Annotated in this window: 13 protein-coding genes, 2 tRNA genes and 1 pseudogene; 6 read left to right on the top strand and 10 right to left on the bottom strand. The window is 32.9% G+C overall.

All coding sequences use genetic code 11. The features are described 5' to 3' along the window. Positions 1-38: 38 nt before the first annotated feature. Both OZP09_RS14575 and OZP09_RS14570 read right to left on the bottom strand, forming a co-directional pair. Positions 39-1,541, bottom strand: coding sequence for a peptide MFS transporter (locus OZP09_RS14575; RefSeq protein WP_269234461.1), 1,503 nt, complete (start codon positions 1,539-1,541; stop codon positions 39-41). A 9-nt stretch (positions 1,542-1,550) separates the two neighbouring features. Then, positions 1,551-3,722: a S9 family peptidase gene (locus OZP09_RS14570; protein ID WP_269234460.1), complete on the bottom strand. Its 2,172-nt coding sequence runs from the start codon at positions 3,720-3,722 to the stop codon at positions 1,551-1,553. 178 nt (positions 3,723-3,900) lie between these two features. Between OZP09_RS14570 and OZP09_RS14565 the strand changes: the two genes are divergently transcribed. Then, a complete protein-coding gene (locus OZP09_RS14565) occupies positions 3,901-5,199 on the top strand; it encodes a hydroxymethylglutaryl-CoA reductase, degradative (RefSeq protein ID WP_269234458.1) in 1,299 nt (432 codons plus the stop codon). Positions 5,200-5,290: 91 nt separating this feature from the next. After that, positions 5,291-6,205 carry a GYDIA family GHMP kinase gene (locus tag OZP09_RS14560; protein ID WP_281309575.1) on the top strand — a complete coding sequence of 305 codons (915 nt, stop codon included), beginning with the start codon at positions 5,291-5,293 and terminating at the stop codon, positions 6,203-6,205. A 9-nt stretch (positions 6,206-6,214) separates the two neighbouring features. Here the strand turns inward: OZP09_RS14560 and OZP09_RS14555 are convergent, their stop codons facing one another. The 7 genes from OZP09_RS14555 to OZP09_RS14525 all read right to left on the bottom strand — a co-directional run bounded on the left by OZP09_RS14555 (position 6,215) and on the right by OZP09_RS14525 (position 13,156). After that, a complete protein-coding gene (locus OZP09_RS14555) occupies positions 6,215-6,625 on the bottom strand; it encodes a hypothetical protein (RefSeq protein WP_223679147.1) in 411 nt (136 codons plus the stop codon). A gap of 292 nt (positions 6,626-6,917) precedes the next feature. Further along, positions 6,918-9,017 (bottom strand): peptidylprolyl isomerase, encoded by a 2,100-nt coding sequence (locus tag OZP09_RS14550; RefSeq protein WP_269234457.1) that lies wholly within the window; start codon positions 9,015-9,017, stop codon positions 6,918-6,920. 108 nt (positions 9,018-9,125) lie between these two features. Beyond that, positions 9,126-10,385: a hemolysin family protein gene (locus OZP09_RS14545; RefSeq protein ID WP_269234455.1), complete on the bottom strand. Its 1,260-nt coding sequence runs from the start codon at positions 10,383-10,385 to the stop codon at positions 9,126-9,128. A gap of 3 nt (positions 10,386-10,388) precedes the next feature. Beyond that, positions 10,389-10,583: a hypothetical protein gene (locus OZP09_RS14540; RefSeq protein ID WP_025572049.1), complete on the bottom strand. Its 195-nt coding sequence runs from the start codon at positions 10,581-10,583 to the stop codon at positions 10,389-10,391. A gap of 10 nt (positions 10,584-10,593) precedes the next feature. Next, on the bottom strand, positions 10,594-11,151 hold the full coding sequence (gene lptC / locus OZP09_RS14535; protein ID WP_269234452.1) for an LPS export ABC transporter periplasmic protein LptC: 558 nt from the start codon (positions 11,149-11,151) through the stop codon (positions 10,594-10,596). Positions 11,152-11,202: 51 nt separating this feature from the next. Beyond that, on the bottom strand, positions 11,203-12,429 hold the full coding sequence (gene bamG / locus OZP09_RS14530; protein ID WP_269234451.1) for a BamG family beta-barrel-assembly machinery protein: 1,227 nt from the start codon (positions 12,427-12,429) through the stop codon (positions 11,203-11,205). Next, the gene (locus OZP09_RS14525) at positions 12,422-13,156 is read right to left on the bottom strand and encodes a type III pantothenate kinase (protein WP_269234450.1); all 735 of its coding nucleotides are present in this window, start codon (positions 13,154-13,156) and stop codon (positions 12,422-12,424) included. Before OZP09_RS14525 ends, bamG begins: the two co-directional genes overlap by 8 nt. 143 nt (positions 13,157-13,299) lie before the next feature. Here OZP09_RS14525 and OZP09_RS14520 point away from each other — a divergent pair. The 3 genes from OZP09_RS14520 to OZP09_RS14510 all read left to right on the top strand — a co-directional run bounded on the left by OZP09_RS14520 (position 13,300) and on the right by OZP09_RS14510 (position 14,724). Next, positions 13,300-13,372 (top strand) — tRNA-Phe (locus OZP09_RS14520). 285 nt (positions 13,373-13,657) lie between these two features. Next, positions 13,658-13,731, top strand: a tRNA-Asp gene (locus OZP09_RS14515). Positions 13,732-14,058: 327 nt separating this feature from the next. Continuing rightward, positions 14,059-14,724: an HAD family hydrolase gene (locus tag OZP09_RS14510; RefSeq protein WP_269234449.1), complete on the top strand. Its 666-nt coding sequence runs from the start codon at positions 14,059-14,061 to the stop codon at positions 14,722-14,724. A 316-nt stretch (positions 14,725-15,040) separates the two neighbouring features. Here OZP09_RS14510 and OZP09_RS22675 read toward each other — a convergent pair. Then, positions 15,041-15,151: pseudogene (locus OZP09_RS22675) on the bottom strand (hypothetical protein); the annotation flags it as partial. 485 nt (positions 15,152-15,636) lie between these two features. Here OZP09_RS22675 and OZP09_RS14505 point away from each other — a divergent pair. Then, positions 15,637-16,473 carry an alpha/beta fold hydrolase gene (locus OZP09_RS14505; protein ID WP_269234448.1) on the top strand — a complete coding sequence of 279 codons (837 nt, stop codon included), beginning with the start codon at positions 15,637-15,639 and terminating at the stop codon, positions 16,471-16,473.

The following is a 16,473-nucleotide window of genomic DNA, read 5'->3' as shown; positions in this document are numbered from 1 at the left end:
TTAAAAATTTAAACTATTTTTTCAAGTATTTTATAAACTTACTTAACCTCTTGCATTAATTTACGTACCAAAGGTGAAAGTGCAACTAAAATCACACCAGCTATCAGTGCATAAATTGCTAATTGATAATAACCATCTGTAAAACCAATCAATTTATCGGATGCGGAAGCATTTTCATCAGGCGATGACATTCCTGCTCCCAATAAACCTGCGACATACTGTCCGTAAGCACTAGCCAAGAACCACATTCCCATCATCATTCCTGACAATCTTTTCGGAGATAATTTTGTCATAATTGACAAACCAATTGGCGACAAACACAATTCTGCCAAAGTAATAATCAGATATGAAATCGTAAAGACATTTAAAGATGTTTTGCCATCAGGACCTGCAAAGAAACGAGTAGAGTAAAAAACATAAAATGCAGCAGCCAGGAAAAGGAATCCAATTCCAAATTTAATTACAGTATTAGGTTCAATTTTTCGTTTAGCTAACCCTAACCACAACAAACCGATTATTGGACTAAAAATAATTACAAATAAAGAATTTGAAGAGTTATTTACCATATTAGGATCAATACTAAAAAACAATAATTTATTAGACAAATTGTATTTAGCAAATAATGACAGCGATCCTCCACTTTGCTCAAAGAAAGCCCAGAAAATTACTGAGAATAAAATAAAAACTAAGGCCGCAATCAATTTTTTACGAGCCACATGACTACTTTCTTTAAATGTTTCATACAAAAAATACAACAAAGCCAATGGTCCAATACTATACATAAAATAATCTGTATAATCTGTATTTTTAATCATTAGAAATACAAGCGGAATACTTAATAATGCCCCTACATAAACTGCAATCTCTTTGATTTTGCGTTTGGAAGGTTCATTTTCTAACAAAGGTGAATCTCCAATTGGACCCAAAGCATTTTTTGTATATAAAAAAGTTATCAATCCTATTACCATTACCACAGCAGCAGCCAAAAATGCATAACTCCATCCAAAATCTTCACTTTTACCTAAGTAAACACAAATAATTCCTCCTAAAAAAGCACCTGCATTAATTCCTGAATAAAACAAGCCGAAACCTGCATCACGACGAGGATCTCCTTCTTTATACAATTCGCCAACCATTGAGGATATATTAGGTTTAAAAAAACCGGTTCCTATAATAGTTAAAGTAATTCCAACATAAAACAAAGCCTGAGGTGAAAAAGCAATGATTAAGTTTCCTAAAATCATAATCAAACCTCCAAAGAATAAGGATTTTTTAAATCCTAAAATTTTATCTGCAAAAATTCCGCCTATAAAAGTAAAAGCATACACAAAAGCCTGAATAGCACCATATTTTAAATTAGCATCTTTATCAGACAAAGCAAGCCCTAAAAGCTGATCTGCCATAAAAATGGTTAATACACCACGCATTCCGTAGAAACAAAAACGCTCCCACATTTCAACAAAAAATAAATACCATAACTGCTTAGGGTATTTTCCTTCGAAATTTTGAATTTCCTGTAAAGTTGGTCTAGTTACGCTCATTGTTTACTTTTATAAATTTTCTTTTATGAAATTAGTCATTTTATTGTAAAGCTGAATTCTGGTTTTTCCCCCATAAATACCATGATTTTTGTCCGGATATATCTGAGAATCGAATTGCTTATTTGCCTGAATTAACGCTTCCATCATTTGCATTGAATTTTGCACATGAACGTTATCATCACCAGAACCGTGAATCAAAAGGAATTTTCCTTTTAATTTATTTACGTGGTTGATTGGAGAATTATTATCATATCCGCTTGCATTTTCCTGGGGTGTCTGCATATATCTTTCGGTATAAACGCTGTCATAAAAACGCCAGTTGGTTACCGGAGCAACTGCAATTGCCATTTTAAAAACATCGGCTCCCTGAAAAATACAGTTTGAAGCCATAAACCCGCCATAACTCCATCCAAAAATTCCAATTCTCGAAGCATCTACATAAGGATAAGCACCTATTACTTTCGCAGCATCAATCTGATCTTCTACTTCGTATTTACCTAACTCTTTCTGGGTTACTTTTTTGAAATCGGCACCTTTAAATCCGGTTCCTCTTCCGTCAACACAAGCCACTATGTAACCTTGCTGTGTAAGGGAAAGAAACCAATAATCATCCGTATTGTTCCAGTCATTATTAACCTGCTGAGAACCAGGACCTGAATATTGGTACATAAAAACAGGATATTTTTTAGAAGGGTCAAAATCTTTTGGCTTTAAAATCCAGGCATTTAGTTCATTCCCTTTAGCTGTTTTTAAAACAAAGAATTCTTTTTTCGGCAAATTATAAGCCTCTAATTTAGCAGCAAGAGCTTTATTATCTTCGATTACCTGAATTTCCTTTCCGGTTTTCGCTTCATTTAAAGTATAAGTTGTAGGCTGTAGATTACTAGAGAAAGTAGTAATGAAATATTGGAAATTTGGACTGAAAGTCGCTGCACTTGTCCCTGTTTTAGCTGCAAGAGCAATTTTATTTTTTCCATCTAATGAAATACGATAAACAGCTCTGTTGATAGAACCATTTTCTGTAGACTGGTAGAAAATTGTTTTTGTTTTTTCATCGAAACCGTAGTATGAAGTCACTTCCCAGTTTCCTTTTGTAACCTGATTTTTAAGTTTTCCGGTTTTATCATACAAATAAATATGATTGAATCCGTCTTTTTCGCTGGTCCAGATAAAACTATTATCTTTTAAGAATGTCAAATTATCAGTAACATCAACATAGGCTTTGTCTTTTTCATTTAGAACGACTTTTACAGCAGCTGTGTTTCCATCAATAAATAGCAAATCAAGATTATCCTGGTGTCGGTTTAAAACCTGAGCTGATAAAACATTGTTATCATTTGTCCATTGCAGCCTTGCTATGTAAAAATCATTATATTTTGCTAAATCAACTTTCTTAGTACCATTTGAGGCTATATCAAAAATATGCAAAGAAACTTCTGAATTTTTTTCTCCTGCCTTAGGATATTTAAACGTTTCGATTGTTGGATATAAATCTTTATGAAACATAGACATCGAAAATTCTGGAACCTGACTCTCATCAAAACGAATATAAGCTACTTTTTTGCTGTCTTTGCTCCAGTCAAATGCACGAACAAAAGCAAATTCCTCTTCATAAACCCAATCCGTAATACCATTTATAATTGCATTTTTCTTTCCATCAGTAGTAATTGCGGTTGACTTTTTTGAAGCTACATCATACACATAAAGATTGTTTTCTTTCGCATATGCAATTTTGGTTCCATCCGGTGAAAAAGTAGGTTCCTGAACCTGAAAATCAAAAAGCTTAGTTAAAGATTTTGAAGTAATATCATATAAATAATAATCAGCCGTAAACGAGTGGCGGAAAATCTGATTGGAATTACAGGCGATTAAAATCTTTTTTTCAGAAGCATCAAAAGTATAGCTGTCGATTCCTTCTGAAAGTTCTGCATGATTTTTTGTATCAATTAAATTGGATACTTTTTTAAGGGTGGCAAAATCATATAAATCAATCTGCATGCTTCTACTCGCCTGATCAACATTTAAAACCGTATATTGATCTGATTTTTTTAATGACTGCAATTCGTCCATCGCTTTGGCCCGAAAAGCCCCGCTATAAATATTTTCTACAGTTATTTTTTGTTGTCCAAAAGCGGCAGCAACTAAAAATAAAAGCATTACAGTAATTTTACCTGAATTCATCTATCGTATTTTAGTATAAAAGAGCCCAATTTTAGTAAAAAAAACGAACATAATACACATTTTAATTGTTAAATGTTAAAAAAATAAAGTTTAGACTCCTTTTACATTTTAAAAAACATTTTAAATAAAAGTCTTAAAATGGTATCTTTGCTACTAGATACTACTTAATATACTGAGAATGAATAACGCTGTTGCCGGATTTTCTAAATTATCCAAAAAAGAAAAAATTAACTGGATTGCAAAAGAATATTTTTCAAATCCTGAAGAGGCACAAAATATAATAAGAAATTACTGGAATTCAGATGAAAAGCTGCAACAGCTGCATGATGAATTTATAGAAAATACCATTACTAATTTATACATTCCGCTTGGGGTTGCCCCAAATTTCCTGATTAATGGTAAATACAAAACCATTCCAATGGCAATTGAAGAAAGTTCTGTTGTTGCAGCGGCATCAAAATCTGCAAAATACTGGGCTACACGCGGCGGTTTCAAAGCAACGGTAATCGATACTGAAAAAATCGGACAGGTTCATTTTACTTTCAGTGGAGATGCTCAAAAATTAGACGATTTATTCAATCAAATAAAACCAAAATTCTTTTCTGACACCCAAAGCATTACTAAAAATATGCAGCAGCGTGGCGGCGGAATTCTGGATATCCAATTAAAAGACAAGAGAAATTTACTTGAGAATTATTTTCAGCTACATGCCACTTTTGAAACAAAAGACAGCATGGGAGCGAATTTTATCAACTCCTGTCTGGAACAATTTGCCACTACTCTAAAAGAAGAAACTCAAAATGCAGGTCTGGAAGTTCAGGTTATTATGAGCATTTTGTCTAACTATGTCCCAAATTGCATTGTGAGAGCAGAGGTTTCCTGTCCGGTCGAAGATTTAACAGAAAAACACATTAGCAATCCACAGGATTTTGCAGAACGTTTTGTACAGGCTGTACAAATCGCCGAAGCAGAACCTTTCAGGGCCGTAACACATAATAAAGGGATTATGAATGGTGTCGATGCAGTGGTTTTGGCAACAGGAAATGATTTCAGGGCAGTTGAAGCTGCTGTTCATGCTTATGCTTCAAAAAATGGACAATATTCAAGTTTATCCCACGCTAAAATAGAAAACGGAATTTTTACTTTCTGGCTCGAAATTCCTTTGGCTCTGGGAACAGTTGGCGGTCTAACTTCCTTACATCCATTAGTAAAATTGTGTTTAGAAATTTTGCAGAAGCCCTCTTCCAAAGAATTAATGGAGATTGTTGCCGTAGCAGGTTTGGCGCAAAATTTTGCCGCTTTGCGTTCCCTTACCACAACAGGTATTCAGGAAGGCCATATGAAAATGCACCTTAATAATATAATTAACCAATTTGAAGCCACTGAAGAAGAGCGTCATTTAATTAAGGCACATTTTAAAAAAACTGCCATATCTCATAGTGCAGTAGTAGAATTTATTGAAAATTTACGAAAGTAATTAGAAGCTATTCCCGCTATTCGTTTCAATCTTTTGCGCCGAACCCCGGCACAAAAGGATTTACACTACTATCGGGGCTAAAAAATACAGAATGAAAACAACCTTTTACAGCAACGGAAAACTTTTAATTACAGGAGAATATTTAGTTCTTGACGGGGCAAAAGCTTTGGCATTGCCCACAAAATTTGGTCAAAACCTGATTATAGAAAATAGCTCAGACAAGAAAATTCAATGGAAGAGTTACAATGTTGACGGAAAAATCTGGTTCGAAGATATTATTTCGTTCGATGAAATAATTAATAATATAAATGCAGCAACTGAATCTGTAAAAACAACGCTGGTTACTATTTTACACGAAGCCTATCTTCTAAATCCTGTTTTCATAGAGAATGCCAACGGATACAAAGTCACTACAGAACTTACCTTTCCAAAAAACTGGGGACTTGGTACATCTTCTACCCTATTAAATAATATTGCGCAGTGGACACAAATTGATGCTTTTACTTTGCTTAAAAATAGTTTTGGAGGCAGCGGCTATGATATTGCCTGTGCACAAAATAACATACCTATTGTTTATCATTTGGAAAACAATTTACCTATTGTGGAACCCATAGATTTTTATCGTGATTATACTCAAAACATTTATTTTGTTTATCTAAATCAAAAACAAAGCAGTAAAAGAGCTATTAATGCATACTACAATAATAAAAATAATCATTTAGCTAAAAATATAATCGACAATAACAAGATTACCGATGCTGTAATCAATGCAAAAACGGTAAAAGAATTTGCTCATGCATTAGAAAACCACGAAATCCATTTAAGTGATATACTGGAACTGCAAACAATTAAAGAAAAAGTTTTTCCTGATTTTGATGGAGTAATTAAAAGTCTTGGCGCCTGGGGTGGCGATTTTGTTATGGTCGTTTCTAAAGAAAACCCCAAAGGTTATTTTAACTCTAGAGGTTATGAAACTATCCTTACTTATGACGAAATGATATTGTAATAAACTATATTAATAATTTACCTTTTTATCGTTTTCTTTTGTAATTTTTGTTTTAAGTTGCCGGACTTTTTGACTCTCCAGTTCATTAGATTCAATGAGAGTATTATGTAAACGTTCTGCCATTTTTTCTATACTGTTGGTAATAGAATCATATACCAGCTCCATTCTGCGGTGTTTTTCTTCCTTTACAGCCCTTAAAACATCTTCTACAAAAACTTTGTCATATTTCTCAGCAACAGAATCCCGGGTATTGGTTAGCCTGATAACATAATCGTTACTTAGAATAGTAACCTTAAAATGCTGTTCTTCATTACTTAAGTAGTATTTACCTCCTAATTCGTCAACATTTATATCAGTACTGCTAACTTTTAAAAGTTCTGTTATGATCCCAAAAATATGATTTTCAATTTTGGAATACACTTTAGCTTTTTTTCTAAAAAACTTAAACATACAACAAACTAAATACCTGATTATTAATGTAATTACCTATCATGCTTTCGTAATTTACTTTTGTTAAAACAAAAATTCTGACAAATTAACTGCAATAATTTGAATATCCCAAATTTTTTAAATCATATTTCTATTACCCCTATGTAACATTAGAAAAACACTTTTAAATACTACAATAAAATCTTACAAAATGATTTTAAAACAAAGAAAAACCCGAAACGTTTTAATACATTTCGGGTTTTATTGTATTTATTATTACTAATTAGTAATTAAACTGCAATCTGTTATCTTCGATTTTAGCGTTATTTTTCAAAGCTGGTAAAATTCTGCTTGCATCAGATGCGCTTTGAGCTTTTACCTTAGATACATACTCAGCATGATTTTGCAATGCTGGTGCTTTAATTGTTTTAATATTTTTCACAACATATACCCCTGTATTTCCTTCAATTGGAGCAGATACTTTATTAGCAGCTAATGCAAATGCATTACCTACCACTTTAGGCTCCTGACCAACACCTCCAGGTAATACCGGATTATCTAAAGTAACATTTGTTGCTTGTTGCACTTTTACTCCGGCACTCTTAGCGATAGCTTCAATGCTTGAACCTGTCATTTTAGCTTTCAAGATTTCTGCTTTTTTCTTGTTTTTAAGGATTGGCTCTACATAAGGTCTTGCCAGTGTAACAGATACTAAACCAGATTTGTTTTCGCTTTTATATTGTGCAATTACGTGACCAATATTTGCTATTTCAAAACGTTTTACATCACCTTCTTTTGTTTCTTTATCAAATGCCCATCTTACAATAGCACGTTGGTTTCCTAATGGACCAAAAGATTCATCCATAGCTTTAGCCGTTACAGGAGCTTCAACTTTTAATCCTAACTGTTTAGCAGTAGCATTAAAATCTTTATCAGCAGCATCCATTTCAAATTTAGTTGCCAGTGTAAATACTTTATCAGATGTTGCTTCAGAAGGCTGAATTTTTTGAGCAATTGTAGCTAAACGAATTCCATCTTGTTTATCTGTAATTTTGATAACGTGAAATCCGAAAGGAGTTTCAACCAAACCAACTTTTCCAATTCCGTTACTGAATACAAAATCATTAAATGGTTTTACCATCTGGTTTGGACCAAAATATCCTAAATCACCACCTTGCTGTGCAGATGAGTCATCAGAGCTTGTAAAAGCAAGCATCATAAAACTATCAGGATTAGCCTGAACTTGTTTTAAAATATCTTCAGCTTTAGCTTTAGCTTCTTCTTTTGTTCTTTTTTCTTTCTGGTTAGGAGTCTGAGATCCTTCATATCCAATTAAGATATGACTTGCTTTTGCGTTAACACCTGCTTTAAATCCTAAAGATTTAGAAATCGCATAGTATTTTCCAAAAACATATGGTCCGTAAATCTGACCCGGAGCTAAACTGAATAATTTATCAGCATCAACTGCAGGTAAAGAATTTTTAGCGATATACGTTGAATCGTAAGGAACGTCTGAATTAGCGTTTACAAATTCAGCAATGTTTTTAGCATTTCTAAATCCCGGTAATGTATCATTTTTACCAGTTTTAGCATTGTACTCTACTCTTCCGTTTAATAATGATGTAATTTTAGCTTTAATTTCAGCTTCATCTTCTTTAGAAGGTTTGTCTTCTACTAGTACATACTGAATTTCACGAGTTGCATCTGCTTTAAATTTTTTCTCGTTTTTCTTCATGTAATCCACAATCTCTGAGTCAGAAATTTTCACTTCACTATCTTTAATAGAAGAATATAAGGCTGCTGCATATGAAAAATCTACTTTATTAGCTTCCATTTCATATTTCAGCTTTCCTTCGCTTGCTGTAGTATAAAGACCTGATTTTACAAGTGTATTGTAGATTTGGAATTTTGCATTTAAGGTAGCATCTTTTTCTTTTTCAGTAATGAACTGAGCAGCTTCAGGATTTGCTTTAAAGTATTCTTTGAATTTTGCAATATCAAACATACCTGCAGCATTCAGGAACATTGGATTTTTACCAATATTAGGATCCGATTTTAAAACTTCTAAAAGATGTTTCTCTCCTACTCTCAATCCTAATTTATCAAATTGGGCTGACAGTAAAGCGATTGAAACTTCCTGATCCCATACTCTGTTTGCAGCTTCAGTTGAAGTAATCCCTTGCCCACTTTTTTCAACATTACTAACTTTAACTCTAAAGTCTTCAAATGAAATATCCTTTCCATCGATGCTTCCAACATCTTTTGAACTTTGACCAAAAGTACCGCTATTGAAAAGATCCTGTATTATAAATGCAAATAATGCAAGTGCAATAACTCCTATCAATAATGCGGAACGCTGTCTAATTTTTGCTAAAACTGCCATTTTTATTATCGTTAATTTTATATTCAGTTTGCGAAAATACAATTATCTGGTTAATAACAATACAACTAGTGTTTTATTTTCGACTTTTTTTTAAAATTCTTAAAATAATTATTCTTTTACAGTCATTTTTACTAATTCGATTTTCTTATTCGAGCATTCTTCGATCACAAAGAAATAGTTTCCAATGCTGATTTTTTCGCCTTTTTCAGGAATATCCTTCGCAAAATCTACAATAAACCCTCCTAAAGTCCCATAAGAATCACTTTCGGGAATTTCTAATTTGTATGTCTCATTGAGATAAGTCACATCAAGTCTGGCAGAAAAAAGATATTTCCCTCCCTCTAATTCCTCTTCTATCAATTCTTCATCCAGATCATGTTCATCTTCAATTTCGCCAAAAAGTTCCTCAACAATATCTTCAATGGTAATAATGCCTGAAGTCCCTCCATATTCATCCAAAACAACAGCGACATTTTTTCTTTTTTTGATAAGCAGGCTTAAGACATCTTTTATCAAAATTGTTTCAGGCACAAACTCAACTGCCATTAAAACTGATTTTATTGATTTTGGTTTCTTAAACAAATCGAAAGAATGCACATAACCTACAATATCATCAAGAGAATTTTGACTTACAATAATCTTAGAATAGCCTGTTTCTATAAATAACGCCTTGAGATCGGACACACTATCGAATAAATCAATGTCCACAATTTCTGTTCGGGGAGTCATTATATCACGTGCTTTTAAACCTGAAAATTCTAATGCGTTTTGGAAAATCTGAATTTCAGAATCTACTTCTTCATTGTCTTCAACAGAATTCATCTGCTCCGTAATATAATTCCCGAGTTCCGTTTTACTAAAAAACAGCTGTACCTGATCGCCTTCTGTCTTAAAAAATTTTCTTAGAATTAAATCTGAAATCCAGATAAAAAAAGTGGAGACATAATAGAATAACCGATAAAAAACATAAGCAGGAACAGCAAAAATCCGAATTAAGGAATTAGCATAAATCTGAAAAAAAACCTTTGGGAAAAACTCCGCAGTAATTAGAATAATAAACGTAGCTATTAAAGTGAGAAGAAATAAATTTGTGTAACCAGAAAACTGATATCCTAAATTTATGATGCATTTCAGAATCAAATCTGCGGTAAAAAAACCATAAACAACCAACGCTACATTATTACCAATAAGCATTGCTGCAATAAACTTAGATGGTTTTTCGGTAAGTTTTGTTAATATTCGGGAAATAAAATTATCCTGTTTTTTTTCTATCTCAAGATAAATCTTATTAGAGGAAACAAAAGCTATTTCCATTCCCGAAAAAAAGGCTGATAGTATTAAACATAGTATTATAATACTAATTTCCATTTTCTACTTTTTTTTATAATGATCATCGAATTTCTTAGAAAATTTTCTTCTGAAGAAAAACATAAACACGCTCACGCCAGCAATTAAGAAACTTAGCCAGTAAGTCCCCTCAGGCTCACTAAGCTTAGTAATGCCATCATAAATAAAAGCAACTGCAATTAACAAGTAAACGTATTGTGTATATTTTAAATAATTCATAATCTATATTTTAATCTTCGTCGGCTTCAATTTCCCCGCTTACTCTTTGTGAATTTATCACTTTAAAATCCTTGCTAAAATCGATTCCCTGACCATACGAGACTCCTTTTGCATCTGTCAGTTTAAATTTTCTTTCCGTATAAAACCATTCATTTTTCTGATCGAAATACAATTGCTCTGTTTCAAGTACCTGTCCGGCTTCAGAAGTAATTTTTACTTTTCCCTGTAAATCAATTATTCCTGTTTCTTTATATGAAACAGCATAATTAGCTAAAATAAAAGTACGCTTTTGCTTTTTATCATATAATGTAACATCAATTCCTTTAGGAAATTCTGTAAAAGGAAAATCAACGCTTGCATAATCCAGCATTTTGGGGCTTTTGAGAACGCCTGTGATTCGCCCAGAATCTGTATATTTTATATTGATTGTATCAGCATCTGTAGCCGGAAAAAATTCTGAATAATTAATTTTCTGGACTTCTTTAAAATTACTTTCACACCCAAAAAACAGTGTCACAGTAAAAACTGTGACAACGGTTATAATAGTATATCTTTTTGGTAAATTCATTCGCCAAATGTAGTAAATTGTATTGAGCTTATGAAAACATAAGTTTACACATTAGTTGAATTTATTTTTCACAAACCATTTGTCATTGAAAGAGAAACTAAGGCTAAAATTTATATAATTTTCCTGAACTAAATTTGCAGAAACTGTTCCTTTTTTACCATATTCAATTCCAAAATTGACACTGGAAAAACTTCCTGTAATAGGAAAGCCCGCTCCTACTGAAACACCAACATCTTTTATGGATTCATTATTAACTACAAGACCAATTTTTTCATATTTAAAACCTGCCCTGTACGTTATCCTGCTAAAATAACTTGTGAATGAGGTATAATTTGGAAGATAATACCCCCCGATAGCATATTTAGCATATTTTTCATAACGTACATTGTCAGTGCTATTATAAGAATTCTTAAAATCTCCAGCACCCTGAAAAGCTAATGAACTCCCTACCAGCCATTTTCTTGCTTCTCCAATACCTGCACCTATAGTTACTTTATTCGACATTTTTAAAACACTATCAGGCGTATCTGTCACTATTGCAGCATCTCCATCTACCTGAATCGTTCTTTCAGTTTCTGAATTCAAATTACCTCCAAATGTATAGGCTAAACTCGTAAACAACTCCGTTTTTTTATAAATCTTAGTCTGATACATTGTACCAATATTGAAATTAGTCCCGGATAATGTTGAAGTATTAATTTCTCTTGTACCACTTTCAACCCCTGTAATAGCTTTAATACCAGTTGTTTCAATCTTTCCAAAATTATATTGCATATCAGCACCTATACTCCAATTTGGCTTTATTTTGTAGGCTAATGCTAAAAAAACTTTGTTCACACCACCTTTTCCTTCATATTGACTGCTTTTTCCATTGATGTCATCAGACTGATCATTCCTGATTTTATATCCAACTGATGAAACCGGGATCAATCCAAATCCAACGCCAAATTTTCCCATTGGTATCCCTAAAAGTAAATAATCAAAAGTCGATCTTGTAGTACTGGCCTGCGCATTTTCAGATTTTAATTTCGAACTCCCGTAAGTCCCACCAACAGTAAAAGTTGTTTGTATAAGACTGGCGTAACTTGCAGGGTTTTCCACATTCAGATGTATACTGTCCTGCTCTACTGAAACACCTGCCATCGACCTGTTTTCTATGGTTCCCTTAAATTTCACATCACCAATTCCGTAAAAAGAATATGGTGAGGCAGTACCTTGCTGAGCGAATGAAACGAACGAGATAAGCAAACAAGCGCTTAGTATAATTTTTTTAATCATTGTTGATTTTATATTGAAATGTTTGGTTCAAACTCTCAAGCAAGAAATTTGAATTGGCAAATATGGTATTTTTTAATCGTTTAGCCAAAAAATCTGTATCGCCTCCCGTTAAAATTATTATAAAATTTGAAAAATTTGTACGATATTCATCGATAAAACCGTCAATCTCATAGACGAAACCATTTACAACACCTGAATGTATCGCCTGTGCAGTAGTATTACCTATATAGGATTCCGGAACTTGTAAAGACAGCAAAGGCAGTCTGGCAGTGTAATTATGTAATGCTTCATAACGCAATCGTAAGCCGGGCGAAATGGCACCGCCCCAATAATGATCCGATTCGTCGATAAAATCATAGGTAATACAAGTGCCGGCATCAATAACCAATCTGTTTTGTTTTGGGAACTGTAAAGTTGCACCGGCGGCTAAAACCATCCTGTCTATCCCTAAGGTTTTTGGTGTTGCATATTTATTTAGGAAAGGAAAGCGATCTTCCTGCGTCAAAAAATGAATGTCAAGCTGTTTTTCGAAAGCCAGAAAAGACTGTTTTTCGATATTTCCGACTGATGCCACCACTAAATCAGAGCAGTTTGGAAATTTATTTAAAATTTTTTCAATTTTTTTTTCAAGCTCATTTTTCTCAAAAACAAAATTCTCAAGAACAGTACTTCCCTCAAAGACAGCAGCTTTAATTCGGGTATTCCCAACATCAACTGTTAAAACCATATTTATTTATTTACCACTGCTAAGGTACGAATTGATTTTTTTTAAAAAAATGTTTTGGATAAACGAAAAATGATTCTATATTTGCACCCGCAAACACGTTCACAGAAACAGACGGAAACAGAAAGAAAGTGAATTATAAGCAAGGTACCTTAGCTCAGATGGTAGAGCAATGGACTGAAAATCCATGTGTCCCTGGTTCGATCCCTGGAGGTACCACAAAACCCGAATAGCAATATTCGGGTTTTTTGTTTTTATAATTTTCGTGTTACCTTTTGTAAAATAGGATCAATACGGGATCAATACAAAAACGGATCTATACGAAAAAAGCAGCTTACCTATCATATTTGTACTGTTTTTAGGATCAAAACCTTCTTTCTTATCTTTCTACTACAATAGAAATCAACCGGTTAAAATTTTAACGCTTTTTATTTGTTTAAAAAACACAAAAAACCTTGTAAAATCAAAGTTCTATTGTATTTTTGCAGCACAATAAAGCAAGTAGGTTTGGTAGTTCAGTTGGTTAGAATACATGCCTGTCACGCATGGGGTCGCGGGTTCGAGTCCCGTCCAGACCGCAATATTGGAGAAGCCTTTCTTAACGGAAAGGCTTTTTTATTTTTAGTTCGATGCTATTTTCTAAATTAAAAATCACTTTCTAAAATTAATCCCACAATCTTAATAAATTTGAGAGCAAAAACGCAAGTGATCTTAAATTTTTCACACAGATTTAATTTTAATATTTTAGAACACCAACAATTTGCCACCATCTGCTTAATCTTTTTTTTAATCTGCGTGAAACAAACTTTGAGAGATTAATAAAAACTATAGTGTATCTCCGTGAAAACTTCCACGTATCTCTGTATAAAAACTTATCTTGCACACGTTAAACAAAACAAACAATTATGAGCCAGCAATGTGTAATTTTTGATATGGATGGCGTGATATGCCACACCAATCCACATCATGTAGTAGCTTTCGAAGCCTTTTTCGATAAATACCAAATCCCATACACACAGGAAGAATTTGAAGAGCATATGTACGGAAAACATAACGGATACATCATGACACATTTCTTCAAACGTTCCGTTGCGGGAGAAGAATTAGCTAAACTTGAATTCGAAAAAGAAGCTATGTTCCGTGAAATATATAAAGACAAAGTAGAAACGATTCCGCATTACCTGAAGTTTTTAAAAGAACTAAAATCTCACGGATTCAAAACAGCTGTGGCAACCTCTGCACCTCGTGCTAACCTTGATTTAATCATAACCGCTTTACAGATAAAAGACAAAATGGACTCGATGTTGTCCAGCGAAGATGTAAAACATCATAAACCTGATCCGGAAGTATATTTAAAGTCAGCAGCGCTTGTAGACGTTTCTCCGGCTGATTGTGTCGTTTTTGAGGATTCTTTTTCGGGAGCTTCAGCTGCAATCAATGCAGGAATGAAAGTAGTTGGCGTATTGAGTACCCATACTAAAGAACAATTGCCACCATGTGATTTTTATATTAATGATTATAGTGAAATTAATGTGGATAAGGTTTTGGAGTTATTGAATTCCAATTATTAAAATTCCAAAACTATTCAGGAAAACCTTTGGCAAAGTTTAAAACTTGCCAAAGTTTTTTTTCTCAATTCTTTAATTACAAACTTGTCATTTTCGAGCAACGAGAAATCGCACCAGAAACTAGAGAAAGATTGGCAATTATTCTTTGTAGATTCACGAGGAGTGTAATTTCTCGTTCCTCGAAATAATAAACTAGATGAATTTCTTCATTTTAAAGAATAATTTAACTCAATCAATAGCTGGAGAATTTTTTATGATTGAAAGAAAAAGACTTCTACAAAATTTTATCTGTTTCTTGATCTTCAAAAAGACTTCATTTCTAAACCAATTTTTCATCTTCCGGAGTTTCAAAAATTCGTTTTGAAAAAAATAATGTCTGACCTTTTGATAGGTATAAAAGATAAAGATCTTTTAATTCAAAACTTTTATAAAGTTGTTTATATCAATTGTACGCTCAGATATTCTCCCATATGAGAAACAATTTTATCAAGAAAGATTTCATATTGTCTTTCGTTAAAAACAATCTTGTTTTCCTTTGCATTTGCAAATCTCCAAAATTGAAATATGTAATTAGCGAATAGGCAAACCAAATACGATTATGATATTCACTTTAAGTGTATTGAGAGAATTCGAAATCTTGCAAGCTGAAATTAACAATCTTCAAAACAGTTTTTATTGAATGAACAGATTAGCTGAATCTTTAGATCCTTATTTGGATTTAAAATGAGAAAAACCAATTATAAGTCGTAAAGTTTGTTAAGAAATGAGGCAAAAATTATGATCTGAATAATTTTTTATTATTCGTATAGCCAGTAAAATCAGGCCTTGAAAGTTTTTTTTTAAAAAAGTAGATTTTTTGATGTAACAAATAATATAGTGCTGCATCAAAAGGTAAATTTTAAAAAAACAAACATTATGAAAACAAAATCAATCTTAATTATCGTATTTATGCTTATCGTTTCAAGACCTGTTTTTTCTCAAACTGCCTTTGAGGTACAGGTGAAAGGAAAAGGTGATCCTGTTTTATTATTCCCTGGCTTTAGCTGTACAGGAGAAGTATGGAATGAAACGATAGCCGAATTGTCTAAAAACTACGAATGCCACGTTTTTACTTTTGCAGGATTTGGAAATGTTCCTCCAATTGAAGGCCCTTGGTTGTCGACTATAAAGGATCAGGTTATTACTTATGTAAAAACTAAAAAATTAAAGAAAGCCACATTAATTGGTCATAGTTTGGGAGGAACTTTGAGTTTATGGTTGGCATCTGCAGAAACTGATTTGTTCAAAAAAGCAATTATTGTGGATGCATTACCTGCAAATGCAGTTTTAATGATTCCTAATTACAAAGGAGATATTATTCCTTATGACAACCCGCAGAGCAAGATGATGCTTGCTATGGATGCAAACGCATTCAATGCTATGAATACCCAGTCGGTTTCTTACATGTGTTTTAATAAAGAAAAGCAAAAAATAATTGCAGAATGGATGAAAACTGCGGATAGAAAAACCTATGTTTATGGTTATATTGACATGCTTAATTTAGATTTACGAAAAGAAATTGCTAAAATTAAAATTCCGGTAGTGATTCTCGCAGCGACAAATCCAGATATTAATACCGTACAAAATACCTATAAGAGTCAATACGAAAATTTACCTTCCGCTAAAATTTATTACGCAGAAAAAGCGGCTCATTTTGTAATGTATGATCAGCCGGAGTGGTTTATGGAAAAAATAAAATCAGAAATAAAATAA

This window comes from Flavobacterium flavigenum (assembly GCF_027111255.2).
Classification (GTDB): Bacteria; Bacteroidota; Bacteroidia; order Flavobacteriales; family Flavobacteriaceae; genus Flavobacterium; species Flavobacterium flavigenum.
The sequence above is the reverse complement of the archived record's forward strand: the minus strand, read 5'-3'. Positions and strand labels throughout refer to the sequence as shown.

Excerpts from the sequence above, each read along its gene's own strand:
- OZP09_RS14550 (WP_269234457.1), bottom strand. The coding sequence starts at position 9,017 with ATGGCAGTTTTAGCAAAAATTAGACAGCGTTCCGCATTATTGATAGGA.
- OZP09_RS14565 (WP_269234458.1), top strand. The coding sequence starts at position 3,901 with ATGAATAACGCTGTTGCCGGATTTTCTAAATTATCCAAAAAAGAAAAA.
- OZP09_RS14540 (WP_025572049.1), bottom strand. The coding sequence starts at position 10,583 with ATGAATTATTTAAAATATACACAATACGTTTACTTGTTAATTGCAGTT.
- OZP09_RS14560 (WP_281309575.1), top strand. The coding sequence starts at position 5,291 with ATGAAAACAACCTTTTACAGCAACGGAAAACTTTTAATTACAGGAGAA.
- OZP09_RS14525 (WP_269234450.1), bottom strand. The coding sequence starts at position 13,156 with ATGGTTTTAACAGTTGATGTTGGGAATACCCGAATTAAAGCTGCTGTC.
- bamG (WP_269234451.1), bottom strand. The coding sequence starts at position 12,429 with ATGATTAAAAAAATTATACTAAGCGCTTGTTTGCTTATCTCGTTCGTT.
- lptC (WP_269234452.1), bottom strand. The coding sequence starts at position 11,151 with ATGAATTTACCAAAAAGATATACTATTATAACCGTTGTCACAGTTTTT.
- OZP09_RS14505 (WP_269234448.1), top strand. The coding sequence starts at position 15,637 with ATGAAAACAAAATCAATCTTAATTATCGTATTTATGCTTATCGTTTCA.
- OZP09_RS14545 (WP_269234455.1), bottom strand. The coding sequence starts at position 10,385 with ATGGAAATTAGTATTATAATACTATGTTTAATACTATCAGCCTTTTTT.
- OZP09_RS14570 (WP_269234460.1), bottom strand. The coding sequence starts at position 3,722 with ATGAATTCAGGTAAAATTACTGTAATGCTTTTATTTTTAGTTGCTGCC.
- OZP09_RS14575 (WP_269234461.1), bottom strand. The coding sequence starts at position 1,541 with ATGAGCGTAACTAGACCAACTTTACAGGAAATTCAAAATTTCGAAGGA.
- OZP09_RS14510 (WP_269234449.1), top strand. The coding sequence starts at position 14,059 with ATGAGCCAGCAATGTGTAATTTTTGATATGGATGGCGTGATATGCCAC.